This is a genomic window from Edaphobacter sp. FHG110511_03, assembly GCF_059115365.1.
Genome location: NZ_JBZYWL010000006.1, coordinates 159158 through 184617 on the forward strand (window position 1 = coordinate 159158; position 25460 = coordinate 184617).

At 58.1% G+C, this 25460-nt stretch carries 26 protein-coding genes and 1 riboswitch; of the genes, 11 read left to right on the forward strand and 15 right to left on the reverse strand.

The window, feature by feature from the left end:
* The first annotated feature begins 69 nt into the window (after window positions 1-69).
* On the forward strand, window positions 70-654 hold the full coding sequence (locus AC5S26_RS23045) for a LemA family protein (protein ID WP_494187300.1): 585 nt from the start codon (window positions 70-72) through the stop codon (window positions 652-654).
* Between the two features lie 83 nt (window positions 655-737).
* On the opposite strand, the gene AC5S26_RS23050 is transcribed toward AC5S26_RS23045, so the two are convergent.
* Both AC5S26_RS23050 and AC5S26_RS23055 read right to left on the reverse strand, forming a co-directional pair.
* Window positions 738-1085, reverse strand: coding sequence for an STAS domain-containing protein (locus AC5S26_RS23050; protein WP_494187301.1), 348 nt, complete (start codon window positions 1083-1085; stop codon window positions 738-740).
* Window positions 1086-1099: 14 nt separating this feature from the next.
* Complete coding sequence (locus AC5S26_RS23055) at window positions 1100-1540, reverse strand: ATP-binding protein (RefSeq protein ID WP_494187302.1); 441 nt, start codon at window positions 1538-1540, stop codon at window positions 1100-1102.
* A 215-nt stretch (window positions 1541-1755) separates the two neighbouring features.
* Here AC5S26_RS23055 and AC5S26_RS23060 point away from each other — a divergent pair, with 215 nt between their 5' ends.
* Genes AC5S26_RS23060 through AC5S26_RS23070 form a run of 3 tightly spaced genes read left to right on the forward strand, consistent with a single transcriptional unit; the run spans window position 1756 to window position 6164 of the window.
* The gene (locus AC5S26_RS23060) at window positions 1756-3810 is read left to right on the forward strand and encodes a M13 family metallopeptidase (RefSeq protein WP_494187303.1); all 2055 of its coding nucleotides are present in this window, start codon (window positions 1756-1758) and stop codon (window positions 3808-3810) included.
* A gap of 16 nt (window positions 3811-3826) precedes the next feature.
* Window positions 3827-5086, forward strand: coding sequence for a magnesium transporter MgtE N-terminal domain-containing protein (locus tag AC5S26_RS23065; protein ID WP_494187304.1), 1260 nt, complete (start codon window positions 3827-3829; stop codon window positions 5084-5086).
* A 37-nt stretch (window positions 5087-5123) separates the two neighbouring features.
* Window positions 5124-6164 (forward strand): CgeB family protein, encoded by a 1041-nt coding sequence (locus AC5S26_RS23070; protein WP_494187305.1) that lies wholly within the window; start codon window positions 5124-5126, stop codon window positions 6162-6164.
* A gap of 6 nt (window positions 6165-6170) precedes the next feature.
* Here AC5S26_RS23070 and AC5S26_RS23075 read toward each other — a convergent pair whose 3' ends face one another.
* On the reverse strand, window positions 6171-6701 hold the full coding sequence (locus AC5S26_RS23075) for a hypothetical protein (RefSeq protein WP_494187306.1): 531 nt from the start codon (window positions 6699-6701) through the stop codon (window positions 6171-6173).
* Between the two features lie 136 nt (window positions 6702-6837).
* Here AC5S26_RS23075 and nuoI point away from each other — a divergent pair, with 136 nt between their 5' ends.
* The 5 genes from nuoI to AC5S26_RS23100 all read left to right on the forward strand — a co-directional run bounded on the left by nuoI (window position 6838) and on the right by AC5S26_RS23100 (window position 9974).
* The gene (gene nuoI / locus AC5S26_RS23080) at window positions 6838-7341 is read left to right on the forward strand and encodes an NADH-quinone oxidoreductase subunit NuoI (protein WP_494187307.1); all 504 of its coding nucleotides are present in this window, start codon (window positions 6838-6840) and stop codon (window positions 7339-7341) included.
* A gap of 80 nt (window positions 7342-7421) precedes the next feature.
* Window positions 7422-7745 (forward strand): response regulator, encoded by a 324-nt coding sequence (locus tag AC5S26_RS23085; protein WP_494187308.1) that lies wholly within the window; start codon window positions 7422-7424, stop codon window positions 7743-7745.
* An 86-nt stretch (window positions 7746-7831) separates the two neighbouring features.
* Window positions 7832-7944: riboswitch (SAM riboswitch) on the forward strand.
* Between the two features lie 131 nt (window positions 7945-8075).
* Window positions 8076-9362 (forward strand): threonine synthase, encoded by a 1287-nt coding sequence (gene thrC / locus AC5S26_RS23090; protein WP_494187309.1) that lies wholly within the window; start codon window positions 8076-8078, stop codon window positions 9360-9362.
* A gap of 3 nt (window positions 9363-9365) precedes the next feature.
* On the forward strand, window positions 9366-9644 hold the full coding sequence (locus AC5S26_RS23095) for a MoaD/ThiS family protein (protein WP_494187310.1): 279 nt from the start codon (window positions 9366-9368) through the stop codon (window positions 9642-9644).
* A gap of 180 nt (window positions 9645-9824) precedes the next feature.
* Window positions 9825-9974 carry a lmo0937 family membrane protein gene (locus AC5S26_RS23100; RefSeq protein ID WP_494187311.1) on the forward strand — a complete coding sequence of 50 codons (150 nt, stop codon included), beginning with the start codon at window positions 9825-9827 and terminating at the stop codon, window positions 9972-9974.
* A 62-nt stretch (window positions 9975-10036) separates the two neighbouring features.
* On the opposite strand, the gene lon is transcribed toward AC5S26_RS23100, so the two are convergent.
* The 5 genes from lon to AC5S26_RS23125 all read right to left on the reverse strand — a co-directional run bounded on the left by lon (window position 10037) and on the right by AC5S26_RS23125 (window position 17673).
* Window positions 10037-12463 carry an endopeptidase La gene (gene lon, locus AC5S26_RS23105; protein ID WP_494187312.1) on the reverse strand — a complete coding sequence of 809 codons (2427 nt, stop codon included), beginning with the start codon at window positions 12461-12463 and terminating at the stop codon, window positions 10037-10039.
* A gap of 220 nt (window positions 12464-12683) precedes the next feature.
* The gene (gene clpX / locus AC5S26_RS23110; protein ID WP_494187313.1) at window positions 12684-13970 is read right to left on the reverse strand and encodes an ATP-dependent Clp protease ATP-binding subunit ClpX; all 1287 of its coding nucleotides are present in this window, start codon (window positions 13968-13970) and stop codon (window positions 12684-12686) included.
* Window positions 13971-14143: 173 nt separating this feature from the next.
* Entirely contained in the window at window positions 14144-14833 is a 690-nt protein-coding gene (gene clpP / locus AC5S26_RS23115) for an ATP-dependent Clp endopeptidase proteolytic subunit ClpP (protein ID WP_494187600.1), read from the reverse strand.
* The gene (tig, locus tag AC5S26_RS23120) at window positions 14799-16223 is read right to left on the reverse strand and encodes a trigger factor (RefSeq protein WP_494187314.1); all 1425 of its coding nucleotides are present in this window, start codon (window positions 16221-16223) and stop codon (window positions 14799-14801) included. The genes clpP and tig overlap by 35 nt, the downstream gene beginning before the upstream one ends.
* A 154-nt stretch (window positions 16224-16377) precedes the next feature.
* Window positions 16378-17673 (reverse strand): aldose epimerase family protein, encoded by a 1296-nt coding sequence (locus tag AC5S26_RS23125; protein ID WP_494187601.1) that lies wholly within the window; start codon window positions 17671-17673, stop codon window positions 16378-16380.
* A 126-nt stretch (window positions 17674-17799) separates the two neighbouring features.
* Here AC5S26_RS23125 and AC5S26_RS23130 point away from each other — a divergent pair, with 126 nt between their 5' ends.
* Both AC5S26_RS23130 and AC5S26_RS23135 read left to right on the forward strand, forming a co-directional pair.
* Entirely contained in the window at window positions 17800-18516 is a 717-nt protein-coding gene (locus AC5S26_RS23130) for a uracil-DNA glycosylase (protein ID WP_494187315.1), read from the forward strand.
* Window positions 18517-18648: 132 nt separating this feature from the next.
* Window positions 18649-18978 (forward strand): YtxH domain-containing protein, encoded by a 330-nt coding sequence (locus AC5S26_RS23135; protein WP_494187316.1) that lies wholly within the window; start codon window positions 18649-18651, stop codon window positions 18976-18978.
* A gap of 29 nt (window positions 18979-19007) precedes the next feature.
* Here the strand turns inward: AC5S26_RS23135 and AC5S26_RS23140 are convergent, their stop codons facing one another.
* The 7 genes from AC5S26_RS23140 to AC5S26_RS23170 all read right to left on the reverse strand — a co-directional run bounded on the left by AC5S26_RS23140 (window position 19008) and on the right by AC5S26_RS23170 (window position 25424).
* On the reverse strand, window positions 19008-19445 hold the full coding sequence (locus AC5S26_RS23140) for a cupin domain-containing protein (RefSeq protein WP_494187317.1): 438 nt from the start codon (window positions 19443-19445) through the stop codon (window positions 19008-19010).
* Window positions 19446-19535: 90 nt separating this feature from the next.
* Window positions 19536-22004, reverse strand: coding sequence for an ATP-dependent Clp protease ATP-binding subunit (locus tag AC5S26_RS23145; protein WP_494187602.1), 2469 nt, complete (start codon window positions 22002-22004; stop codon window positions 19536-19538).
* A gap of 242 nt (window positions 22005-22246) precedes the next feature.
* Window positions 22247-23029: an ABC transporter ATP-binding protein gene (locus AC5S26_RS23150; RefSeq protein WP_494187318.1), complete on the reverse strand. Its 783-nt coding sequence runs from the start codon at window positions 23027-23029 to the stop codon at window positions 22247-22249.
* Complete coding sequence (locus AC5S26_RS23155; protein WP_494187319.1) at window positions 23026-23484, reverse strand: carboxymuconolactone decarboxylase family protein; 459 nt, start codon at window positions 23482-23484, stop codon at window positions 23026-23028. Before AC5S26_RS23155 ends, AC5S26_RS23150 begins: the two co-directional genes overlap by 4 nt.
* Complete coding sequence (locus AC5S26_RS23160) at window positions 23481-23963, reverse strand: hypothetical protein (RefSeq protein WP_494187320.1); 483 nt, start codon at window positions 23961-23963, stop codon at window positions 23481-23483. The genes AC5S26_RS23155 and AC5S26_RS23160 overlap by 4 nt, the downstream gene beginning before the upstream one ends.
* Window positions 23956-25200, reverse strand: coding sequence for an FtsX-like permease family protein (locus AC5S26_RS23165; protein WP_494187321.1), 1245 nt, complete (start codon window positions 25198-25200; stop codon window positions 23956-23958). The genes AC5S26_RS23160 and AC5S26_RS23165 overlap by 8 nt, the downstream gene beginning before the upstream one ends.
* A complete protein-coding gene (locus AC5S26_RS23170; protein WP_494187322.1) occupies window positions 25200-25424 on the reverse strand; it encodes a hypothetical protein in 225 nt (74 codons plus the stop codon). The genes AC5S26_RS23165 and AC5S26_RS23170 overlap by 1 nt, the downstream gene beginning before the upstream one ends.
* Window positions 25425-25460: the final 36 nt, after the last annotated feature.

Sequence of the window (25460 nt, forward strand, 5' to 3'; positions counted from 1 at the left end):
GGATGATACAGTACAGCCGATAGCACTTAGGCCCGTAACGAAGCTCAAGGAAGGGAACACTTAGAGAACATGAAACCTTTATGGATTGTTTTGGGCGTGGTCGGCCTCATTATTGTTCTGCTGCTCTTTGCAGGCGGAAGCTACGTCAGCACAAAGAATACGCTGGTGCAGAAGAATGAAGCGATCAACCAGGCTTTTTCACAGGTCAACGTGGTGCAACAGCGACGTCTGGATCTGATCCCGAACCTTGTGGCGTCGGTTAAAGGGTATGTGGCTGAGGAATCTACGGTCCTGACCAACATCGCAAATGCTCGTGCCGGCGTGCTTGCGGCGGGCTCGGACCATGCGGCGAACATCGATGCCAACCGGAAGCTTGACGTGGCCCTGGGGCCGTTTTTCCGGCTGCAGGAGCAATATCCTAATCTGAAGGGGAACGACCAGTTCATGCGGCTGAACGACGAGCTGGCTGGAACGGAAAATCGCATTGCGGTCGAGCGCCAGCGTTACAACCGGGTGCTTGAGGACTACAATGTTTACGTTCGGCAGTTCCCCAACAGCATCTGGGCCGGCATGTCCGGTTTCCACTACCGTGATGAGTATTTCAAGGGGAATCCGGAGAACAGTGTCGCGCCCAAGGTCGACTTCTCAAAATAAGCAGAAGCCGAATGAACCTTGGCACGAAGAAAGGGCCGTCCTCATCAGCGACGGCCCTTTCTTATTGTCTGTTGCCCCTGCGTTTAGCGGGTAAACGAGGAGATCGCCGTGGCTTCGTCGTCGCGGACGTCGAACACGGTGTAGAGCTTGGTGATCTGCAGCAGGTCGTGCACCTTCTTGGTCAGATTCAGCAGCTTCAGCTCGCCGCCTGCATTCCTTACGGTGGTAAATGCGCTGACGAGTTCGCCTATACCTGAGCTGTCGATGTAATTGATATCGGCCAGGTTGAGAAGAACATTCTTCTGCCCTTTTGCCAGCAGGTCGCGAACGGCATCGCGAATAGTTACGCTGCCTTCGCCGAGGGTGATGCGTCCGCTCAGATCCAGGATAGTGACGCCGTCCACTTGGCGAGTAGATACTTTCATGCTCATGATTACTGTTCTCCTTAGGTCCCCGACTTCGCGGGTGTACGGTGCTTGATGAGGGTCAGCTCAGTGCCAGGTTGCAACTGGCGAAAGTTTACCTCATCCATGAAGGATCGAATCAGAAAGATGCCACGTCCTGATCCTCGCAGGATATTTTCAGGTGCTAGAGGGTCCGGAAGCGTGTTTGGATCGAGCCCGGGGCCTTGATCGGTGATGCGAATCACCAGGTCATCCGATGTTGTTTCAAACGATGCGGTAATGTGCTTGTTCGGATCATAGGCATTTCCATGCAGAACGGCGTTGACCGCCGCCTCCCGCACCGCCATAGCGATGTAGGGAATGGTGTCTTCGTCGAAGCCGGCGCGCTGTGCGTATTGCTCCGCTGTCTGCTCAATCTTGTTCACGCTGTCCAAGGTGGAGTCCAGGGTGTAACTGACGCGGCTTGTCGTTGAGTCGGCCAAGGATATCCTTGAAGTTCTTGTGTGCCCGTCGTCAATGGCAGACAACAGCGATGATGGCAGTGTGCTTGTGCTTGCCGTGAATGTCAAGATTTGCTCCTTCCGCTTGCGCGCCCGGGAAAAACTGGACGGCGGCTCATCCCGGGACTCTAACTAAACACAACAGAGGCTCTGTCGGCAAATCTCATGCGCTAACATGCGAAGACGAGGACATTTGCATGCGGAATCTGATTACTTTAGTCTGTGCCTCCCTTCTTGGCATGCCGGGAGCCTTCGCCCAGCAGAGTTCCCAGCCGTCGCCGCAGCCGCTCGAGACCATGCCTTACTCTCCCAGCCTGGACCTCTCGTCTCTGGATCGAACCGTAGAGCCCTGTGCAGACTTTTACAAATTCTCCTGTGGCGGCTGGATGAAGAAGAATCCCATTCCCGCCGATCAGGCCCGCTGGGATGTGTACTCCAAGCTTGCAAATGAGAATCAGCAGTTCCTTTGGGGCCTTCTCGAGGCCGACGCCAAGGCGGCTCATCGCACCCCGACGCAGCAGAAGATCGGCGACTCCTTCGCGGCCTGTATGGATACGGCTGCGATCGATAAGCTCGGCGCCGCCCCCATCAAGCCCTCCCTGAAGGCCATCGACGCGCTTTCCGACCGCAAGGCGCTGGTCGCCTATCTGGGCCCGCTCAGCCGCCATACCCCGGGTACATTCTTCTTTGACGCCGGTTCAACCCAGGACCCTGGAGATTCAAGCTCCGTCATCGCCGAGATCTCGGCTGGCGGCCTCGGCCTGCCCGATCGCGACTACTACCTGAAGACCGATCCCAAGAGCGAAGAGATACGTAAGGCTTATCTGGGATATGTCGAGCAGATCCTTACTCTCTCCGGCGAGCCGGCGGAAAAGGCGCATCGGGATGCTGCCACGATCATGCGCATCGAGACCGAGCTTGCGCAAGCGTCGCTGACCCGGGTCGAGCGACGCGATCCCTATAAGCAGTTCCACAAGATGACCGTCGTGCAGCTTTCGTCCGAGAGCCCGGTTATCAACTGGAGTGATTATCTCCATGCCCAGGGGCTGGAGAACATCACGACCCTCAACGTAGCCCAGCCTGCGTTCCAGAAGGCCGTGGACCATGTTTTGACGAGCGAGCCGATCGAGGATCTCAAAGCCTATCTGCGGTTCCATGTCGTCACGACCGCAGCCCCGTCGCTCTCGGCCCCTTTTGAAGAGGCTGCATTTGACTTCTACAGCAGGAAGCTTCGCGGGGTTCAGCAACTTCCTCCACGCTGGAAGCGTTGCGTGCGTCAAGTGGACCACGGTCTCGGCGAGGCCCTTGGACAGGAGTTTGTAGCGCGAACCTTCTCTGCTGAAACCAAGCAGAAGACAGTCCTCATGACGGATCAGATTGAACAGGCCATGCTGGTGGAGATTGAACATCTCGACTGGATGAGTCCGGCCACCAGGCAGGAGGCCATTCAGAAGCTGCACACCATCCGGAACAAGATTGGCTATCCCGATACGTGGCGGGATTACTCGAAGCTGGAGATCAGGCGCGGCGACAACTTCGGCAACGTGCTGCGAATGGCCGACTTCGAGACGGCGCGCGATCTTGCCAAGATTGGAAAGCCGGTCGACCGCGAGGAGTGGCAAATGACGCCGCCAACCGTCAACGCCTACTACGATCCGCAGATGAATGACGTGAACTTTCCGGCGGGAGTGCTGCAGCCTCCCCTTTATGACCCGAAGATGGACGATGCGCCAAACTATGGCGATACCGGCGCGACGATCGGACATGAGCTGACCCACGGCTTCGATGACGAAGGCCGCCAGTTTGACGCGCAGGGAAACCTGAAGGATTGGTGGACCAAAGCGGACGCCACGAACTTCGAGGATCGAATCAACTGCCTGCGCGATCAGTTCGCCGGTTACATCGTGGTCGACGACATCCACATCAACTCAAAGCTCACCAGCGGAGAAGACGTCGCCGACCTTGGCGGCACCCTGATCGCCTACATGGCCTGGAAAAAAGCCACAGAGGCCCAGCGTCTGAGGCCCGTGGATGGCTACACCCCCGATCAGCGGTTCTTTATTGGCTTCGCCCAGTGGGCTTGTGAGAACACTCGCGAGGCCAACAGCCGTCTGCAGGCGGCAACCGATCCGCACTCCCCGGGCTTTGCCCGAATCAATGGGATCGTTACCAATATGCCGGAGTTCGCCACTGCGTTTGGATGCAAGGCAGGCCAACCGATGGTAAAGGCGAAGACCTGCAAAGTCTGGTAATCTCGCGCGAGCAGCTATGACTCGCCACGGCAATCAAAGAACGACAGTTTCAGCACTGGTCGGGAGGCCTCTCTTCGATGCGCAGGGCACTCTCCTGGGCCGCGTGCGCGAGTTCGCTGTGGTGGTCGCGGAGGATTCATCGCAAGTCCTTGGGCTGATTTTGAAGCTGTCCAGCAGCCGTTCGAGCGCTCAAGGCGAGATGGCTCCGGTTAAGGACATCGAGGTATCGCCCAGCGGCCTTCGGCTCTCTTCCGGGGCTTCGCTTGTCTCCGCTCCCCAGGACCCTGCGCTCGTCCTCCTGGAACGCGACCTGCTCGACCAGCAGATCATCGATGTCCATGGCCGCAAGGTCGTGCGAGTGAATGATGTAAACCTCGATTGGGATCACGCAAGCGATTCGCATTTGGTTCTGAAGATTGTCGAGGTGGAGGTAGGGCTTCGCGGTGCCGTTCGTCGCCTGCTCAAAGGGCTTCCCGCAGGCGCGGTCGAACAGGTCGCCTCAAGATTCAGGCCCACCGTGATTCCGTGGGAGTTTGTCGATCTCATCGATCCGTCTCGCCGGGTTCGCCTCAAGGTCGACCAGGACCGCCTCTCCCAGATGCATCCCTCGGACATCGCAGATATTCTCGAGGACCTTGCGCCTCCGGAGAGGCAGGCGCTCTTCGAAAGCCTGAACGAGGAGGTTGCCGCCGAGACGCTCGAGGAGGTCGAACCGCGGCTGCAGAAGTCACTGATTCAGTCGCTCAATTCAGAGCATGTCGCCGGGATCGTCGAGGAGATGGACCCCGGGGCTGCTGCCGATCTTCTGGCGGAGCTGTCGGAAGAGAAGTCCGAGGCGATCCTGGAAGAGATGGATCCCGAGGAGCGCCAGGAGGTGGAGGAGCTTCTCGAATTCTCACAGGATTCAGCCGCCGGCCGCATGACCACCGAGTACATAGCACTTCCTGCAACAGTCAAAGTCTCCGATGTTCACGCAGCCCTTCGTGACTTCGAAGGGGATATCGAGCTCATCACGGATATTTACCTGCTGGATGAGGAGGAGCACCTCTGTGCCCTGGTTCCGATCGTTCGTATCCTGCTTGCGGGCGCAGAATCTCCGTTAGCGGAGCTTCCGCGTGGACACCTGGTCACCTGCAGGGTGGACGCTGGCGGACGCAAGGTTGCGGAGCTCTTCGATAAATACAATCTCCGCTCTCTGCCCGTTCTCGATGAGGAAAACAACTTGGCCGGCGTCGTCCACGCCGAGCAGGTGATTGCACTGCTTCGAGAGCAGTAAGGACGGGACACCAAGGATCGTTGATAATCAGAGAGGAATGAAGATCCTCTACGCTGCGAGCCTTTCGCCGAACGACTCTGCGTTGTACCGTCTCTGGGCCCTGGAAAGATTGGGGCATCAAGTTGTCCCTCTGGACACCATCCCTTATACGCCTTCCAATCCCATCGTCCGTCGCGCCGTCTTCCGGATGGTGGTGGGACCCCAGGTGGATCGCTTCAATCGAGACATCCTTCAAATGGCGGAGCGCGAACGACCGGATGTCCTTTGGGCCGACAAGCTGTTGTGGATGCAGCCGCAGACACTCGATCGTCTCCGCTCACTGGGCGTGACGACGGTGAGCTATATGATCGACAATCCCTTCGGCCCGCGGCGCGATCCCGGCTGGCGGCTCTACATGAAGGACATCCCGCACTACGATCTCCACGTTGTGCAGCGCGACAAAAATGTTGTCGACTATCGGGCGCGCGGGGCTCGGGACGTAATCAAGATTCAGACGGCTTACGAGCCTACGATGCATTTTCCGCCGCCGGAAGGCTGGTCCGATCGCAACCGAAACCGGGGTGTCTCTTTTTCAGGTACGCACTACGACGATCGCGGTGCCGTTCTCACGCGGCTATCGGAAGAGTTCGAGGTGGCGGTTTCAGGTCCCCCGCGAGGGTGGCAGCGCGCGTTTACGCCGGAAAATTTTTCGAAGCTCTACCGCGAGGGCGAACTCTATCGGGATCAGTATAGGGAAGCGATCTGGCGGTCGAAGATCAATCTGAGCTTCATTACCCGTTCCAATCAGGATGAGTTCGTCCATAAGAGTTTTGAGATCGCAGGCTGTGGGGGCTTCCTGCTTGCCGAACGCTCGCAAGGGCACATGGACCGGTTTATTGAGGGCGAAGAGGCGGTCTTCTTTACCGGCTACGACGAGCTTGCTCAGAAGATCCGTCGTTACCTGCCGGATGAAGCCGAGCGAGAGAGAATCGCAGCCGCTGGCCACAGGCGCGCTCAGCGGGATGGATATCACAACGATCACCAGGTGTCCCTGATCGTCGAACGCGCCGAATCGATCCTGCATTCAAAAAAACGCTGACCGGAATTATTCCTTTACCGTGACCAGGCGAATAGCCGAAAGGTTTCTGACCCAGCGCTGCGGCTTCTTGTCTGCGCTCGCCACAAGCTTCAGGTTGCCGTCGTCTCCCAAGGGCCCGCCGTCCACGCTGGTCGCCACGATGACGTCGGCGTCATGCTCGGAGGCCTCCACCTCCGTAACGGAGTAGAGAACCCAATATTTGTCGGTCCCCTCGGCGATCAGGTAGCTGCGCAGCATCGTCCGATGTGTTGTCTGCCCAACGGCAAAGCCATATTTCGCCAAAAGATCGCCTACCGCCACCCCTGTGTAGGTCTCGTCCTTCTTCGTATGCTCGTTATGGACCTTTACCGTCTTCTGAGGCATGGCTGCCAGCTCTGCCAGGGTAATGGTGGAAGTCTTGTCGTCTACCGTAAGCTGAAGCCCTGTGGATAGTGCGGCTTTGGCGTGCGCATGCTCCGGCATCGTCTGGCAATGCAGGGACGCGCTGCCTGCAAGAATCGCAACGGCGAGTATCAGAGAGAGGCGTGGGGTAGACATGCGGCTATCGTAAATGGGAACCGTCAGGCAGGAAACAGGGAAGAACTGTAGCGATTATGCCTGTCAAGCAAGCCTCTCATCGCTGGGCAAATGCGATCGTCAACTCTATGGGCTGGCTCTCGGCTATACTTGACCTATGTCCATCGTTCGCAACGCTGCCGCTATTGCCAAGGGAATGAGTGTCACGCTGAAGGAGATGTTCCAGCCGACGGAAGTCGAGAACTATCCTGACGGCAAAGGTCCTATGCGCGGCGCGAAGTTTCAGGAGCGCTTCCGTGGCAAGCATCAGCTCCAGCGCGACGAGAATGGCCTGGAAAAGTGCGTAGCCTGCTTCCTGTGCGCAGCTGCCTGCCCCTCCAACTGCATCTACATCGAAGCAGCGGAGAATACGGAAGAGAAGCGCATCTCGAGCGCGGAGCGCTACGCCAAGGTCTACAACATTGACTACAACCGCTGCATCTTCTGCGGTTACTGCGTTGAGGCCTGCCCGACAGATGCCATCACGCACGGACACGGCTTTGAGCTGGCATCCCTGAACGCCACAACGCTTGTCATGCGCAAGGAAGACCTGCTGGTTCCCCATCCCGCGCTCCCCGATGTGGTGTTGTCCGATAAGGACAAGGCTGAGGTTCTGGCCTGATTTTGTAACAGACTCGCGACACAAGCATGGAATCTGAATTCACTAAATCTTCCTCTATCCTTCACCTCTGTAGCCGCGAGATGTTGCGGCCTCTCCGCGATCAGATCCTCCGCATCTCCGGGTTTGAGGTCGACTCCGCTTTAACTGCTGCTGAGGCTCTGCAGATGTTCTGGGCCAGGCATTACGATCTCGTGCTCGTCGATGTTGAGGGCGAAGCCGGCATTGCCAGCGCTGAAGATCTCTGTTCCGCGATCAAGACCGCGCAACCCGAGCAGCGAGTTGCCTTTGTCTGCAACTGGCGCGTGGCGATCCTCACGGATTGTCCCGATGACATTCTCCGTACCGAGTTTGATCCTGCGGCGTTTGTCAGTGGGGTGCACGATATCCTCGAGGAAAGCAAGTAAGCCCCCGGTCACTTGCGACCCCATTCCAGCTGTGTTACAAAGGAAGTGTTCAGTCTGTTCCGGAATTATTTCCGCCTCAGGCGCGAATTTCATGAAGAGTGGTTGAGGGACGAGCCCTGTGACGCCACGACAACCGGCCTGAAACCATTATTTTAGGCGACCGGTGTCAACTCTCTCCTGGAAACGGGGAACATGAGATTCGGGGCGAAACTTTATTCAGTAGCCCCGCGATTTTCTATCCGCCTATCTGCATGTGTTTTCCACATGTGCAGGATCCATGAGAGACGTCATACGACTTTTACCCTCCTCCGCTATGGAGAGAGAGCGTAAATGAGCTATTCCTGTACGTCGACGGCCTACGAGCTGAAGTGCAATGAGTGCGGCAAGCGATTCGGCAATCAGCCGCTCTCCGCCTGCCCGGACTGCCTCGCCCCTCTTGAGGTGGTATACGATCTGGACTCCGCACGCGGCATCTTCACCCGCGAGGCCATCGCGAAGGGACCAGCCAACATCTGGCGTTACGCCACCTTACTGCCGCTGCCGAAAGGTTTTGAGCCGGATCTCCCCGTCGGATTTACCCCCCTGGTCAAAGCAAGGAATCTTGGCAAGCGCATCGGCGCCACCAACCTTTACGTCAAGAACGACGCCGTTTGCTTTCCGACTCTCAGCTTCAAGGACCGCGTCGTCTCCATTGCGCTGGCAAACGCGCAGGGCTTTGGCTTTGAGACCGTCGGTTGCTCCTCGACGGGAAATCTCGCCAACTCTGTCGCCGCTCAGGCTGCCCGTCTCGGTCTCAAGGCCTGCGTTCTGGTCCCTGCCGACCTCGAGCCGGCAAAGATTCTCAATACCCAGGTCTACGGTGCGCGCCTGGTTCGCATCGACGGGAACTACGACCACGTCAACCGTCTCTGCACCTTGATCGCAGACGAGTACAACTGGGGCTTCGTCAACGTCAACCTGCGCCCCTACTACGCCGAGGGCTCGAAGACAGTAGGCTACGAGATCGCCGAGCAGCTTGGTTGGAAGCTTCCCGACAATGTCATTGTTCCCATGGCTGGCGGCTCGCTGATTCGCAAGATCCGGAAGGCATTTCAGGAACTCGTCTACCTCGGCCTGGTTGAGGACAAGCCCGTTCGCTTCTTCGGTGCGCAGGCCACAGGCTGCTCGCCCATCTCACAGGCAGTCAAGCAGGGCCTGGACTACATCGAGCCGCAGCGTCCGAATACGATCGCGCGCTCGCTTGCGATCGGCAATCCCGCCGACGGTCCTGCTGCGGCCAAGATGATTCAGCAGACCGGCGGATGGGCAGAGGATGTCTCCGACGTTGAGATCGTCTCCGGAATTCAGGAGCTCGCCGAGACTGAAGGCATCTTCACCGAGACTGCGGGTGGCGTTACCACCGCAGTTACGGCGCGCCTGTATGCGCACGGTCGCATCACCCCCGACGAGATCACGGTAAGCTGCATCACCGGAAACGGTCTCAAGACCACCGACGCACTGGCTGGTCACTACCAGCAGGAACGCGCCGTCCGGCCGCGCCTCGCGGATTTCGACGTCTATCTTCGCGAGCTCGACGGTATCGCCGAGCCCGATCTGGTTACAGCAGGAGGAAATTGATCCATGGCAGTCAAAGTTACGCTTCCCACCGCCTTTACCCGTCACACCGACGGCCGTAAGCAATTCGATTCGACCGCGGAGAATCTCTCCTCGCTCCTTACAGACATCGATCAGACCTTTCCCGCGTTGGGGACGCAGATCAAGGATGACGACGGAAAGCTTCGCCGCTTCATCAATATTTATGTCAATGACGAAGATATTCGCTTTCTGGGTGGAGAGACCTATGCCTTCCAGGATGGCGACGAGATCATGTTGATCCCATCCATTGCAGGCGGCTGCTAAAACTCCGCTCCGGCAGGACTAAAGGGCGCTCATCGAGCGCCCTTTTTCATTTCATGGAGAACTCTTTATCGACCGGATGCCGCCTTACCGCCGCCAAGGTAGAGCAACGATTCTTTCAGAATCAAACTCTTACCTTGCAGACGTTATGTATTTGAAAGCGATAAGAAAGAGGCATCTGCAATGTTTCTCATTCTAGCTGTGGTCTTGTTCGTGGTCTGGATCGCCAGTTTCCTTGTCTTCAAAACTGCCGGAGTCCTGATCCACCTTCTTCTGTTGTTTGCGATCCTGTCCATCATCATGCACTTCATCAGCGGCAAACGCGCCGTATAGCTTCCATGCAAAAGTCGGGCCTTGGAGAGGCCCGACTTGAGAATCGCTATAGGCTGAAGTTGCTACTGCCGAGCTACCGGCTGCTGTGGAAGTTCGATGTTTCCCGGAAGGACCGATCCCAGCGCTTCAGGCTGTTCTTCCTTGAGATCCGGAAGCTTCCCTTCAAGCGCGATCTGCAGTACGTGGTCCATGTCCTCTACGAAGTGGAGCTTCATAGTGGTCTTGAGCAACTCTGGAAGATCTGCGAGATCCCTCTTGTTCTCATCCGGAAGAATTGCTTCGAAGATCCCAGCCCTGTGTGCGGCAAGCAGCTTTTCTTTGAGACCGCCGATAGGAAGTACCTTGCCGCGCAGGGTGATCTCGCCGGTCATCGCGATATCGCGACGCACTTTGATTCCGGTCAACGCGCTTGCCAGTCCGGTCGCCAGGGTAATGCCTGCGGAAGGGCCGTCCTTCGGGATGGCGCCTTCTGGCACGTGGACATGGATATCGACGTTCCGGTAGAAATCCTTGCTCAGCCCAAGCTGGTGGGAACGAGAGCGTATGTAGCTCAAGGCTGCCTGCGCTGACTCCTGCATCACGTCACCGAGCTGCCCGGTTGTCGTGAGCTTGCCCTTGCCGTCGAGGACCTGAACCTCCGTCTGAAGAATCGTGCCCCCCATCTCGGTCCAGGCAAGTCCGGTCACCAGGCCGACCTCGCTCTTCTCATGCACCTGCGAGTCGCGGAACTTTGCCACGCCAAGCAGATCGGGAAGGTTCGCGGCTGTGATGATCTCTTCGTGGGCGGGACCTTCCTTCACCACGCGCCGAGCCACCTTGCGGCAGACGTTTCCGATCTCGCGCTCAAGATTTCGTACGCCAGCCTCACGGGTGTACGCCCGAATCAGCAGGCGGATCGCATCGTCCTCAAATGCAATCTGCTTTTCGGTCAGTCCGGTTGCCTCGCGCTGCTTCTTGACCAGGTACTGCTTCGCGATCTCTAGCTTCTCCAGCTCCGTATACCCATGAAGACGGAGAATCTCCATACGATCCTGCAAGGGGCCGGGAATCGTGTGCAGCACATTGGCCGTTGCGACAAACAGCACCTGCGAAAGGTCGTACTCGACGTCGAGATAGTGATCCTGGAATGAGGTATTCTGCTCCGGGTCCAGCACCTCGAGCAGGGCACTGGCCGGATCGCCGCGGAAGTCCGAGGCCATCTTGTCGATCTCATCCAGCATGAAGACAGGATTCTTGGTTCCCGCCTTCTTCATCGACTGAATGATCTGTCCTGGAAGAGCGCCGATGTAGGTTCGCCGATGGCCACGAATCTCAGCCTCATCACGAACACCGCCCAGCGACATGCGAACGAACTTGCGTCCCGTCGCCTTGGCGATGGACATGCCGAGCGAGGTCTTGCCGACGCCTGGAGGTCCGACGAAGCACAGGATCGAGCCCTTCGGATTCTTTACCAGTTGCCGCACGGCCAGGAACTCGAGGATGCGGTCCTTGATCTTCTCCAGGCCATAGTGATCTTCGTTGAGAATCGTCTCCGCATGCTCGATGGAGCGGATCTCCTTGGAGCGCTTCTTCCATGGCACTGCCAGCAGCCAGTCGAGATAGTTCCGCGAGACGGTCGACTCGGCCGACATCGGGGGCATCGCCTCCAGCTTCTTCAGCTCCTGCAGCGACTTCTCTTGAACCTCTTTCGGCATTCCAGCTGCTTCGATCTTCTTTTTCAGCTCATCGAACTCCGACTTCTCGCCGCGCCCAAGCTCCTTCTGGATCGCCTTGATCTTCTCGTTGAGGTAGTACTCTTTCTGTGCCTTCTCCATCTGCCGCTTTACGCGAGACTGGATGGTGCGGTCCATGTTCAGCTTCTCAATGGCGAGGTCGAGCACCTCAGCCACCCGCGTCAACCTTTGTTCGGGGTCGAAGACCTCCAGAAGCTGCTGCTTCTCCTCAATCGGAAGCTGCAGGTTCGCGGCGATCGTATCCGCCAGCTTGGCTGGCTCGTCCGGGCGCACACTCGCCGCCATCGTCTCGTAGTTCAACGACTGCTGTAGCTTCACATACTGTTCGAACAGGGAGTGGACGCGCTGCATCTGCTGCTCGACCTGCGGCGTCATCTCCAGCTGCGTGCGGCCTGTGCGAACCGTGGCAACGAAGAATCCGTCCGTGTCGTTGACCTCGACCGAGCGCGCGCGCTCCACGCCTTCCACCAGAACCTTGATGTTGCCGTCCGGCATCTTCACGCTCTGCACGATGTTGCCGATTGTGCCTGTAGCGAAGATGTCGTCCGCATTCGGCTCATCGACCGAAGCATCGTGCTGCGTCGCCAGGAAGATCTTCCGGTCGCCGGACAGAGCCTCTTCCAGGGCCCGCACGCTCGACTCCCGCCCAACGACAAACGGAGTCATCATGTAAGGGAAGATGACCATGTCCCGGATCGGCATCATGGGAAGTTTCTGGGTAGGGCCGGTTAACGTTTCTTTGGATGGGTTGCTCATTGTTCTCCCCGATTAGACGCTCGAAAGCATGCAAGGATGCATCCTGCATTGGGCTTCAGGTGATTGTACTGCGTGTAACGTCGGTGGTTGATAGCGAAAAAGTAGTAGGGAAGCGATGGCGTTTCTCTTGATGCAAGATGGCAGGCAAGGCGATCCAAAGCTCCCCCGAGACCATAGTGTTCTTCTGGCAATCCTTTTCTGAACGTATCGCGAAAAGGGGTCAGCCAGCTTTTTCGAGCAGCATCGGAATCGTGAGGTCTCGGTTTTTCACCATCGTATCGGTGATCGCAATCTCTTTGACCTTTTTGTTTCCCGGCACGTGATACATCAGATCCAACATCAGTTCTTCGATGATCATGCGCAGTCCGCGTGCGCCAACCTTGCGCAGCAGCGCCTCACGGGCAATCTCCCGTGCTGCCTCGTCCGTGAAGGTAACCTTCACGCCCTCGAAGTCGAACAGCTTCGCGTACTGCTTCAGGATCGCGTTGCGCGGTTTGGTCAGAATCTCGATTAATGCTGCTTCATCCAGCTCGTCGAGAATTCCCATTACGGGAAGCCGGCCTACAAACTCCGGGATCAGTCCATACTTCAGCAGATCCTGTGGCTCTGCCTGACGTAGCAGCTCCGAATCGCGCTGTGCGCGGATCGGCATCACATCGCCGTCCTTCGCATCCGGATCCGTAACAGCGCGGAATCCCAGCGCCTTCTTCCCAACGCGCCGGCCAATCACTTTCTCAAGCCCCACAAAGGCGCCACCGCAGATAAACAGGATGTTGGTCGTATCGACGGCCGTGAACTCCTGGTGCGGATGCTTGCGTCCGCCCTGCGGCGGGACGTTGGCAACTGTGCCCTCGAGGATCTTCAACAGCGCCTGCTGTACGCCCTCACCCGAAACGTCACGGGTGATCGAGGGGTTCTCGTCCTTGCGGCCGATCTTGTCGATCTCGTCGATATAGATAATTCCGCTCTGCGCGCGCGCAACGTCGCCGTCAGCAGCCTGTAACAGCTTCAGAATGATGTTCTCAACGTCCTCGCCTACATAACCGGCTTCGGTCAGGGTCGTCGCGTCGACGATGGCAAACGGAACGTCCAGCATCTTCGCCAGCGTATGCGCCAGCAGGGTCTTGCCCGAACCCGTTGGTCCCACCAAAAGGATGTTCGACTTCGCCAGCTCCACATCATTGCCGCGAGTCTTGTTCATCTGGATACGCTTGTAGTGGTTGTAGACCGCTACCGCCAGCTTCTTCTTGGTCGTATCCTGCCCGATTACGTACTCATCCAGAAAGGCCTTCACTTCCTGTGGCTTAGGCAGGTGGGCGGGAGCCGCGCCGGGCTGCGCCTCGGTACGGTCGTCCTCCAGGATGGAGTTGCATACCGCCACGCACTCGTCGCAGATGTAGGCTCGCGGATAGTCTGATGGCGATGAGATCAGCTTGGCCACAGCGTCCTGCGACTTATGGCAAAACGAGCAGCGAAGTGATTCCTCTGAGCCCCGGGAAGTTTTCATAGGTGCGACGACTCCTGGTAAGCAGTGCAACTAACCTGCTGTTAATAAGTTTACACCCGTTTGATCCGATAAGCGGCTCTAACCAGGTACCCCGGAATTCCGGGCTTCTTTCGAGGGAAAACAGGAAAGCCCGAACCTTCGCCCGGGCTTTTTTAGAGGAAACCTGTTATTTCTCAGGTGCGTGGCCGATCGATGATGTCGTCGATAATGCCATACTCCTTGGCCTGTGGGGCCGTCATGATGAAGTCGCGCTCCACGTCCCGCTCGATCCTCTCCAGCGTCTGGCCCGTGCTGGCGCTCATCAGCTTGTTGGTGATCTCGCGGATGCGAAGAATCTCGCGCGCGTGGATGTCGATATCCGTCGCCTGTCCGCTCAGCCCGCCCATCGACGGCTGGTGGATCAGGATACGCGAGTTCGGCAGGGCGAACCGCTTGCCCTTCTTGCCCGCCATCAACAGGAACGCACCCATCGACGCAGCCTGGCCGATGCAGAAGGTCACCACGTCGTTCTTGATGTACTGCATCGTGTCATAGATCGCCAGGCCTGCCGTAATCGAACCGCCTGGCGAGTTGATGTAAAGCTGGATGTCCTTCTCCGGATCCTCACCGCTCAGGAACAGCATCTGCGCAATGATCACATTCGCGATGTTGTCGTCGATCGGAGTTCCCAGGAAGATGATGTTGTCACGCAGCAGACGGCTGTAGATGTCGTAGGCGCGTTCGCCACGACTCGTCTGCTCGATCACCATCGGTACTAGTCCCATAACACTCTCTTTCTTTTTGGAAGCCTGCGGTTGTGATCGTCCTGGCTGGTCGTTCGGATTCGCCCTACGAGGCCAGCTTCTCGTAAAGCACGCTTGCAGTCTTCTCGCGGCGCATCTGCTCGCGAATTCGGTCCAGCCCCCCGTCCTTCGCCAGCCTCTCGCGAAGCGTCTCCAACGGCTCGCGCGATTGCAGGGAAAGCATCAGAAGTTCCCGGTCCATATCCTCGTCGCTGACCGTGATGTTCTCGGCCTCGCCGATCTTATCCAGCAGCATCGAGGCCTTGACCTCGTTCACGGCCTGGTCCCGCTGGGCATCACGCAGCCGCCCGAAGTCCAGCTTGCGCATATCCTCGGCAGGCATGCCCTGCTGCGCCAGTGCGCGCAGGCCACGATCCAGCCTGGCATCCACCTGCTGCTGCACGAACGATTCGGGGACAGGGAACTGGAACTTCCGTACCAGCTCGTCCAGCATCCGGTCTCGAGCCTGGCTCTCGAGCGCGTTCTTCTTGCGATCCGACGCATGCTCACGAAGCTGCTTCTCGAAATCTTCCCAGCTCTCATAGTTGCCAAGCTGCTTGGCAAACTCAGCGTCACGCTCTGGATAAGTCTTGCGCTTGATCGCCTTCACGGTAACGTCGTAGCCCACCGTCTGCCCCGCCAGCTTCGGCTCGCCGAACTCCGCCGGATACGCTACCTCGAAGCTCATCTCCTGGCCCGGCTTGCTGCCACGCAGAGCCTCGGTGAATGCCGGCAGGGTATTCTTTCCGCCGATCTCTACCAGGACATCCTCTCCGGTAATGGGTTCACTCTTGCTTGCGCTCTCGACCCCATCCTCGGTTACCGTCTGGGCCAGGTCCTTCACCTCGCCCTTGAACTCGATCTCCGCCCAGTCTCCATCCGCAAGCGGCCGATCCTCTTCCACCGTCTCTACCGTTGCATGGCTGTCCAGCACGCGGCTCAGCTCAGCCTGGTACTCGTCGTCCGTCAGCGCCACATCAGGCCGCGCAACCTTGACGGCGTCGTAGCCCTCCACGCCGAACTCCGGTGCAATCTCAAACGCCGCCTTGAACTTCAGCGGCTCGCCGTCATGAAGCTGAAGGTCCAGAAGCTGCGGCTCCGAGATCGGGCGCAGTTTCTGCTCGTCAATCGCCTTGCGGAAGCGCTCCGAAACCAGGCTCTCCAGAACCTCCTGCCGCAGTTCCTTGGCAAACTTAGACCGCACCAGGGACTCCGGAACCTTGCCTGCACGAAAGCCGGGGATTCGTGCCAGCTTCTGGTAGCGCTTGATCACGCCTTTGTAGGCCTTCGAGACCTCATCGGCCGGTACCTCGACTGCAATCTCTTTCGTCAGCTCGGGATTCAGCGTCGGTCCGTGCTGATGCTGGTGATCGTGTTCGTGATCATGATCGTGGGCGTGCGTCTGTGCCGCCTCGGGCTGCTGCTCGGCAGCGTTGTTTGTCTCTGTCGTCTCTGTCGGGGTCAAGTCCATGCCTTCCAATGGGTCACGTGAAATTGCGCCGCAGTCGCCGGTTTTGTGTCACGACCGCGCGGCACGCGCCTCTCTATTACTGTACGAGGCATCGTCATAGAGGGTCAAACCTCCAGCCTTCTCTTTTCCGGCACCTGTCAGAATGCCGTCTGCATCAAGGATGCGTGTTGGCCATCGGCTTGGGTGCATAAATTTCCAGACGGATCTTCCACTGGGCCGTTTGGCCGGGTCCGATCACGATCATGCCCGTATTCTCCTCCTTCGACCATTCGCGTCCGAACGGGTCATCAAAGTTGAATCTTGGCTCGATCATGACGAAGTTGCCATCCGCAGGCGCCTCGACGTGCATGGCTTTGATCGACGGGCTCAGCATGGTCATCCTGAGCCCAAAGTTGTCTTCCGGATCCAACAGCTCCATAACGGGGCCTGAATCCAGGGGCGCCTGCCTCAGATGCACAAAGGTGTCGTTCAGGCTAAGGTCTTTAAGGGGCGCACCGGTCCTTGGGCTGAAGTCGTAGGCCGTGCCATCCACGGGGATCAGACGACCGGTCGGCACTCCCGTACCTCGCTCAACCTCTTCCCGCATCAAGCTGGGCAGCCGTAGCGTCATCTCCCCTCGATGGTTGCTCAGGATTGCGAACCGCGGACGCCACCCAAGGCCCACGGGCTGCGGTTCGTCGCCAGTATTCGCAGCGACGACCGTCATTTCAATGGCTCGGCTGCTCAACTGTACCGTCGATTTGACACGCATCCGCGAAGGCCACGCTCCACCGAAGTCGCCCTCATCGTAAACCGCTTCCGCTTCACCCCCATCGGGCATCACGTTCGTCTTTACGGCGGTTCCGGGCTTTGCCAGTAGTAATCCTCCCGTCGTTGCTGCAGCCCCGCTTCGACGCTCTGCGGGAATACGAAGAGATTTTCCCCGCCACTGGGTGGTCAGTTGGTCTTCCGACCCTGTCCCGAAGATCGTGCCTGCCCAGGGAGCTTCGATCGCTCCGCCCATCGCCAGGCTCACCTGTCCATGGACGTCGTCCCCGGAGCCGTTCATGCTGCGTGTGGCCTCATCCAGCGGAGGAGAGGCCAGCAGCTTCACCCTGCCTTTCTTCGGCACCAGAGCGGTGATTTGAAATACATTCATACCGCGTCCAGGCAACAGGGTGGCCGACAAAAACTCCGGGGCAGTTCCATTTTCGATAGGTGACCTTTCCAGGACCAACGCGTCTTGACCACCCGGCTGGGGAGCTGCGGGCGTATGCGGCGCATCGGACTTCTTGAACTCGGCCTTAAACTGCGCAAACCGTCCTCTTACGTGCGCATGCCACCCGATTGCCAAGCCCAGTACTGCGAGCACAACCACTACGATCGTCACTACGCCGGAACGCAGCACGACCTGCTGCCATAGGCGTCTTCCCCAATCGCTCAACCGCTCCATCATCAGCGAAAGGTACATTCGACTCAATCTCGGATCTTCCAAAGCACCACCTGTAGGAATTCGTACGCCCAGCTAATGATTCTATGGAATTCGTAGAGATCGTGTAGCCGACCGCACGCGGCAAAGGCGAATATCATAGATTCAGTGAGACGTTCTGCCCCAAAACCTCTTCCAGCGCCCCTGCTCCATGTTCAACAATCCATCATCTCCTGCGAGATCTGCACGCGCCTTCGCAGCTACTGCAAAGGAATAGGAGAGACAAAACGCCGAGCCTACCAGGACCAGGTCTATTGGGCGCGTCCGGTTGCGGGTTTCGGCGACCCCCGTGCCCGCGTCCTCATCCTCGGACTCGCTCCAGGAGCCCACGGGGCCAACCGCACCGGTCGGCCTTTTACCGGAGATGGCTCCGGCTACTTCATGTATCCCATCCTGCACGAGACCGGCTTTGCCAATCAGCCGCAAGGCGCATCGCGCGACGATGGCCTGCAGCTGCGCAACGCCTGGATCGCCTCTGTTGTCCGCTGCGCGCCGCCCGGCGATAAACCCACCCCGCAGGAGATTCGCAACTGTGCCCCGCACCTCACCGCGGAAATTGACCATCTCAAGCATCTCCGCGTCGTCGTCTGTCTCGGCAAAATCGCCTTTGACGGTTACCTTGCCTACCTTCTCTCCCAGGGCTTGATCGAGCGAAAATCTGTCTTTCGCTTTGCCCACGGAGCGTATTACCTGTTGCCGAATGGGAAACATCTGCTCTGCAGCTACCATCCCTCGCTGCGCAATACCAATACAGGGCGATTGAATAGCGCCATGTTCACTCGTATCTTCGTCAAGGCCAGGGAACTGGCCGGGTTGAAAATCTAAGCCCTTTCCGTGCCGCATCATCCGTGGAAGAGGCCAACCCCAGCCCATCCTGTCGAATCCTAAAGCTCAGTGTTGGTGGTGAAGGCAATGAAAAAAATAGAGAAAATACTAAGTCGACGAGGTCACTCCCGTATGAGCGCAAAAAACTACTGGCTTGCTTTTGGTATCGGCGTCTCCGCCGGAGCTGCGATTGCCCTCCTGTATGCCCCCCAAAGTGGGGAACGAACCCGTAGGAAATTACGGAAAGGCATGGGAGAGGCAGGAGATTACCTGCAGGATGCAGGCGACTATTTGAAATCACAGGCGGAGCACTTCAGCGACGAGGCCCAGGAAGCGATCAAGCGCGCCCGCAGCCAGGCCGTTCACCTTGTGGATAAGGCTGGGGATCATGCTGGCGAGGTTGTAGATTCTGTCTCCGGGGCAGTCAACAGCGCAGTGAAATCGGCGAAGGCTCTGGTCTAGTCCCCACCCAATGTAATGTAGCCGGCGAGCTATTCGGGTGGCCCAACCGTCACCACGAAGTAGCTCGCCGGCGTATCTCCGACATTCTGGATGTAATGTTTATCGCCGGCGACGCAGAGGCCCATCTCCCCCGCAGTCAGCCGTTGCGCCTTCCCGTTTACCGTCAGCTCCACCGTTCCCTCGCGAACCAGCCAGATTTCGCTGTGCAGATGGCTCTCGATCGGTTCGTGAGGCGCACCGACCTCCTGCGTCGTCTCATGAATCTCCAGGCGGATATTTCCCGCTTTCAGCACTCCCATCGCATAACGCTGCGAGACTCTCTTGGGGACGGCTCCATGGGAAGGAGAGCCTGGCTTGAAGACGCCTGATTCCAGCACAGGAAGGGTCGCCGCTTCTGCATGTTCCGGCAAGGCAGCGACTCCGGCGAGCAATGCCGGAAGCAAGGTGGAAAAATCACGACGATTCATTAGACCTCTCTCTCAATCAATCTCAACACGGCGATTAAACAATACGCCCCGGCCATTGCAGCCGGGGCGTGATTTATTTTCGAAGTTTGTTTAGACCGTCGACAGCGCCAACCCGCCGACCTTTTCTTCGCCATCGTTTGCGATCGGACGATAGAACAACTGGTTGTTCTCCATGTAGACCTCGAGAAACGCCGGTCGCACAGCGATGCCGCCCGCGATCAGAGCCTCGGACAACGGATCCTCGACGTACTTCTGCAGCGCCCTGCGCAGAGGGCGAGCGCCATACGTGCGATCCGATGCCGTCTTCTCGATGATCCACTTCTTCGCTTCGTCGGTCACCGAGATCGTGATCGACTTGTGCACCAGGTTCACGTTCAGCTGCTGCACCAGAAGCTCGAGGATCTGCATCAGGTCCGAATCCGAGAGCGACGTGAAGATGATGATCTCGTCCAGACGGTTCAGGAACTCCGGATTGAAGGTGCGCTTGACCTCGCCCTTCACCAGCTCCTCCATCTTGTCCATGATCATGTCTTCCTTCTCGCTCTGGAAGCCCAGTCCCTGCCGCTTCTGCAGGTGCTTGGCCCCGATGTTCGAGGTCATGATGATGATCGTGTTCTTGTAATCGACCGTGTTGCCCAGACCGTCGGTCAGCTGTCCATCTTCGAAGACCTGCAGCAGCAGGTTGAAGACGTCCGGATGAGCCTTCTCGATCTCGTCCAGCAGCACCACGCAGTACGGATTGCGCTTCACGCGCTCCGTAAGCTGTCCGCCCTCCTCGTAGCCAACGTATCCCGGAGGCGAGCCGATCAGCTTGCTCACGGAGTGCTTCTCCATGAACTCCGACATATCGAATCGGATCAGCGCCTTCTCAGAGCCGAACAGGAACTGCGCCAGTGTGCGCGCCATCTCCGTCTTGCCGACTCCCGTCGGCCCAAGGAACAGGAAGCTTCCGATCGGGCGAGCAGGATTTTTCAAGCCAGCTCTGGAACGGCGGATCGCACGGGCCAGGGCCGAGATCGCCTTCTCCTGCGAGATCACGCGCTTGTGCAGCTCTTCCTCGACGCGCAGAAGGCGCTGCGTCTCCTCTTCCTTCAGCGATGTCACCGGAACCCCGGTCCAGCGGCTGACGACATCCTCGATATCCTCGCGCGTTACGATACCCGCCGAAGAATCATCGAGGTGATACTTGTCGCGCAGTGCCCGCAGATTCTCTCGCTCCTTGCGCTCCTCGTCCGAGTAGAACCGCGCCTTCTCGAACTCATGGTTCGCAATCGCATTCTCCATGCGGTGCACGATGAACTTGATCCGCTTCTGAACCTCGGTCAGCTCCTCGGGAAGGGAAGTCTGACGCAGCTTCACCCTCGCGCCCGCCTCGTCGATCAGGTCGATGGCCTTGTCCGGAAGGAAGCGATCAGGGATATACCGGCTCGAGTGCGACACCGAGAACGTGATCGCATCATCCGTGTAGCTGACAGCATGAAACTTCTCATACTTGTCCTTGATCCCCATGATGATCTTGACCGCGTCTTCCTCGTTCGGAGGCGGCACCTTCACCGCTTGGAAGCGCCGCTCCAGCGAGCGGTCCTTCTCGATCGACTTGCGATACTCCGCAGGAGTCGTCGCGCCGATGCACTGGATCTCGCCGCGGCTCAGCGCCGGCTTCAGAATGTTCGCAGCATCCAGCGAACCCTCCGCCGATCCTGCCCCGACCAGCGTGTGCAGCTCGTCGATGAACACGATGGAATTCTGATTCTCCATCAGCTCCTTCATGATCGTCTTCAGCCGCTCTTCAAACTGGCCGCGATACTTCGTTCCTGCCACGATCAGCGAAAGATCGAGCGCAAGAACGCGTTTGTCCGCTAGGAAGCTGGGAACTTCGCCATCGGCGATCTTCTGAGCCAGCCCCTCGACGATGGCCGTCTTGCCGACGCCAGGCTCGCCGATCAGCACCGGATTGTTCTTCGTCCGGCGGCACAGAATCTGAATGACACGATCCACTTCAGAGTCGCGTCCGACCAGCGGATCCAACTGCTGGTCCAGCGCAGACTGCGTAAGATCCCGCGAGAACTCCGCCAGCATGCTCTGCTCACCGCGCTGGCTCTTGCCCGACTGCGAGGAAGGAGTCTTCTCCTGCGTCGTCCGCTGCAGCTCCTCGCGGATCGCAGGCAGCCGCAGGCCACGCTCCGTCAGAATCTCCGCGGCAAAGCACTTCTCCTCGCGCAGCAGACCCAGAAGCAGGTGCTCCGTGCCAATATGTTTGTGCGAGAGTCGTTCGGCCTCTTCGGCCGCGTACGCCAGCACCCGCTTGCACTCGTTCGACAGCGGAAGGTCCACCGACGTCGAGACCTTCTCTCGAATCGTCGTATGTCCTTCAATCTGCTTGCGTATCGACTCAACCGAGGCGTGCGACCGCAAAAAGCGGTTCGTCAACGCCTTATCTTCCCTCAGCAGACCCAGTAACAGGTGTTCCGTCTCAATATAAGGTGACCCGAACTGACTTGCCTCGTAGCGGGCAAAGAAGATAACCCGCCGAGCTTTTTCTGTGTACCGTTCGAACATGTTCTCCCCTTCGAACCCGGCCCACCGCACCCGGCCCTGGGAGCCGTCGATGGCGCCATTACCACTTCCATTCCCTGCGTCCAGCCTGCCCGCCAAGAGAACACTTTGGGTGCTACCGCTTTATGCGGCGCATCCAACCACTGGTACTAGTGTAGCCGCCGCGTCAACTTACGATCGATCTCGTAAAAGTTATTGCTTACACTACATCAATACCTATTCGACGCAATATGTGAAAATCGGGTTCATAACTGCTTCGGGAACTGCTCCTGCTCCTCCAGCCGCCCACTCCTCAGCCGCAGCATCCGGCCGCATCTCCCTGCAAAATCAAGGTTATGCGTTACCAGAACGCTGGTTAGCCTATGAGTTCGGTGCAGTCCCTGAATCAATTCGAATACTGCCTCTCCGGTTTTGGTATCCAGATCCCCGGTCGGCTCATCCGCTAGAAGTATCTTCGGATCGGTCACCAGGGCCCTTGCCAGCGACACCCTTTGCTGCTCGCCTCCGCTCAGCTCTCCCGAACGATGGTGCCCTCGCGCGCCCAGACCGACTTCGCCCAGCCAGAACGCAGCCCGCTCCAGGGCTGCCCCGCGCCTCGTACCCCGTGCCAGCAACGGCATCGCAACGTTCTCCAGCGCCGTGAACTCCGGCAGCAGGTAGTGGAACTGCCAGACGTACCCAACGTCGCGATTGCGGAACTCGGATGCCTGTCTTGGGGTAAATCGGCTCAACCGAGCCTCGCCGCAATACACCTCGCCTGCGGTCGGCTTGTCCAGCGCGGCCAGCAGATGCAGCAGCGTGCTTTTGCCCGCGCCGCTCTCGCCCACGATCGCTACCATCTCGCCAACTCGAACCGTCAGATCGAGCTCCCTAAACAGCTCCACCTCGCCCCGCGCTGCGCCCGGTACCGCCGGATAGACCTTGGTCAACCCCTCGGCTCGCAGAACCACCCTCGATCCAGCTGAGGCCACCGGCAAAGGCTGCAGGTTCCCATAAGCTCCGGTGTTCTCCATCCCTGCTTCGCTCAACGCTTCACCTCAAGCCCGGAACGAATTCCCAGCGCGATCGCCATCCGGTTCCAGGAGTTGATCGTCGCAACCGCCAAGGTCAGGTTTACCGTCTCCACCTCGCTGAAAACCGCCCGCACCTCGTCATACACCGCATCGGGGGCGTGGCCGTCCTGAATATTTGTCACCACCTCGGTCCAAGACAGTGCCGCCCGCTCGCGCTTTGTATAAGCCTGCGAGCTGCGCCACTCGGCAATGCCGGTGATCCTCTCCTCGCTCTCGCCCGCCTTCCTCAGCTCGGCGGTATGAACCCTGATGCAGCTCTCGCATCCGTTTAGCTGCGAAGCCCGCACCTTCATCAGCTCCAGCAAGATGTGATCGAGCCCGGAGTCGGCGTTGAGATAGTGCTCCAGTGCCCGTAGCTTCTCCAGCCCTGCCGGGGCGATCTGCCCATACTTCAACCGAAAATCACTCATACTGCAGCCTCTGAAACTTCATTTTCGAAATTAAGCTTTCCAGATCGAACCGACACCGATTTTGTTCCGCCTTCGCGTCTGTTGAAGAGTGCCCATTCAGGATCACCATCTGAGGTCATCATGGAGCAAAGATAAAGTCCATTTGAGAATTTCAGTTGTATCTCAGGTAGTCGAGCGAATAGAGAGATGTCGCTGACAGAGGTTCCAAGAAGTTGTTTAAACAGTTCTGGCCACTCATTTTCGTCACTCCAGCTCCCGCCTAGAATGTGAGTCTCATCTTCAATGCGCCAGCTGCATTCGATCATTAGTCCCATCTCTCCGCGTCCATTGCCTGGTGAGCCGTCACGGCGAATCTGCGGCGTAAGGGCACCCATCTCCAAAAAAATGACCGAGCCAACTCCTCTCCAGATATGGGTGACTTTCAGCTTCAACATTTGGGCAGCGAAAGACTCAAACTCCACTTGATTCTGTCTACTCATACCGCAACGCCTCCGCAGGTAACACTTTCGCCGCGCTCCCACTCGGATAAAGAGTAGCAATCAAACTCACTCCCAGGCTTACCGCCGCCACAATCACCCCATCCCAGATCCGAGGCGCGAACGGCAGGTAGTCGAGCGAATAGACCGCCGCATCCAGATGAATAAATTTGTAATGACCGCCCAGCCAGCTCAACCCGTAGCCAAGCACCAATCCAACCACTGTTCCGATCACACTGATCAGCAATCCCTGCAGCAGGAAGATTCTCCGCACCTGCAGCTCCGTAACTCCAAAGCTCATCAGCACCGCGATATCGCGCGTCTTCTCCATCACCATCATGGTCAGCGCGATCAGAATATTCAGCGCGGCGACACATACGATCAAAGCCAGCACGATGAACGTAACAATCTGCTCCAATTTCAAAGCACGAAACAGTTCACGGTTCTGCTCCATCCAGCTCGTCGTCTGAAAACCTTTGCCCGCCTCCAGTTCGATCACCCGCGCAAGCTTGTCCGCCTTGTAAAGATCGTCCAGCTTGAAGCTGATCACCGAGATGACATCCGGTTCCGAAAACAGCCGCTGCGTGTCTTTCAGTCGCATAAAGGCATAGGTCGAGTCGTACTGATAGAACCCCGACTTGAAGATCCCCACCACCTGGCAGCGCTGATACTTTGGAATCAATCCCAGGGGAGTCAGATCGCCTTGCGGGCTTGTCACCAGCACCGTATCTCCAACCTTCGCTCCAATAGACTCGGCCATGTCCTGCCCAATCACGATAGGAGGCACCGCCTGCACCGACGCAGAAGTATCCACCGGCTCCAACGCTGCCGCCGAACCCTCGTTCACCTTCCGCAGCAGATCGCCGACCGTCTTCTCATCCGCTGGAATCACGCCCTTGATCAAGCCGCCGCTACTTCGCGCGCCCCGCGAGATCAGTACCTGCCCATACAGTCCGGGAGCTGCGGCCGTCACATGCGGTATCTTCCTCAGCTTGTCCAGCAAAGGTCTCCAGTTTTTAATTCCATCGGCAGCCACCCTCATCAGGTCCACATGCGCAGTCGAGCCCAGCAGCCTCTCCTGCATATCCCGCCGCATTCCATTCGTAATCGCCAGCGCAATAATTAGGGAAGCCACCCCGGCAGCCACACCGATCACGGAGATCGCGGTAATGACTCCCACCACCGCCTGCCGCCGCTTCGCCCGCAGGTACCGCGCCGCAATGAACAGTTCAAATCGCATCACAAAGTATCTCTACGCTTGGGAAGATAAATGCCGTAGACGTTCTCACCGCCCTCTTGCACCACCAGCAGAGACAACAACGTCCCCGGCAATCCAAAGAGAAAGGAAAGCACGCGCCACAGTCGGCTTGGATGTCCCTGGGCTTTCATCCCCGCGTAGCAGATGTTGGCCAGGACCCACAAAGCGCTTACGCCAGTGCTTATCTGAATGACTTGGGGATCCATCGTTACAGTCTCCTTTTTTCCTTTGGTTCTTGCTCG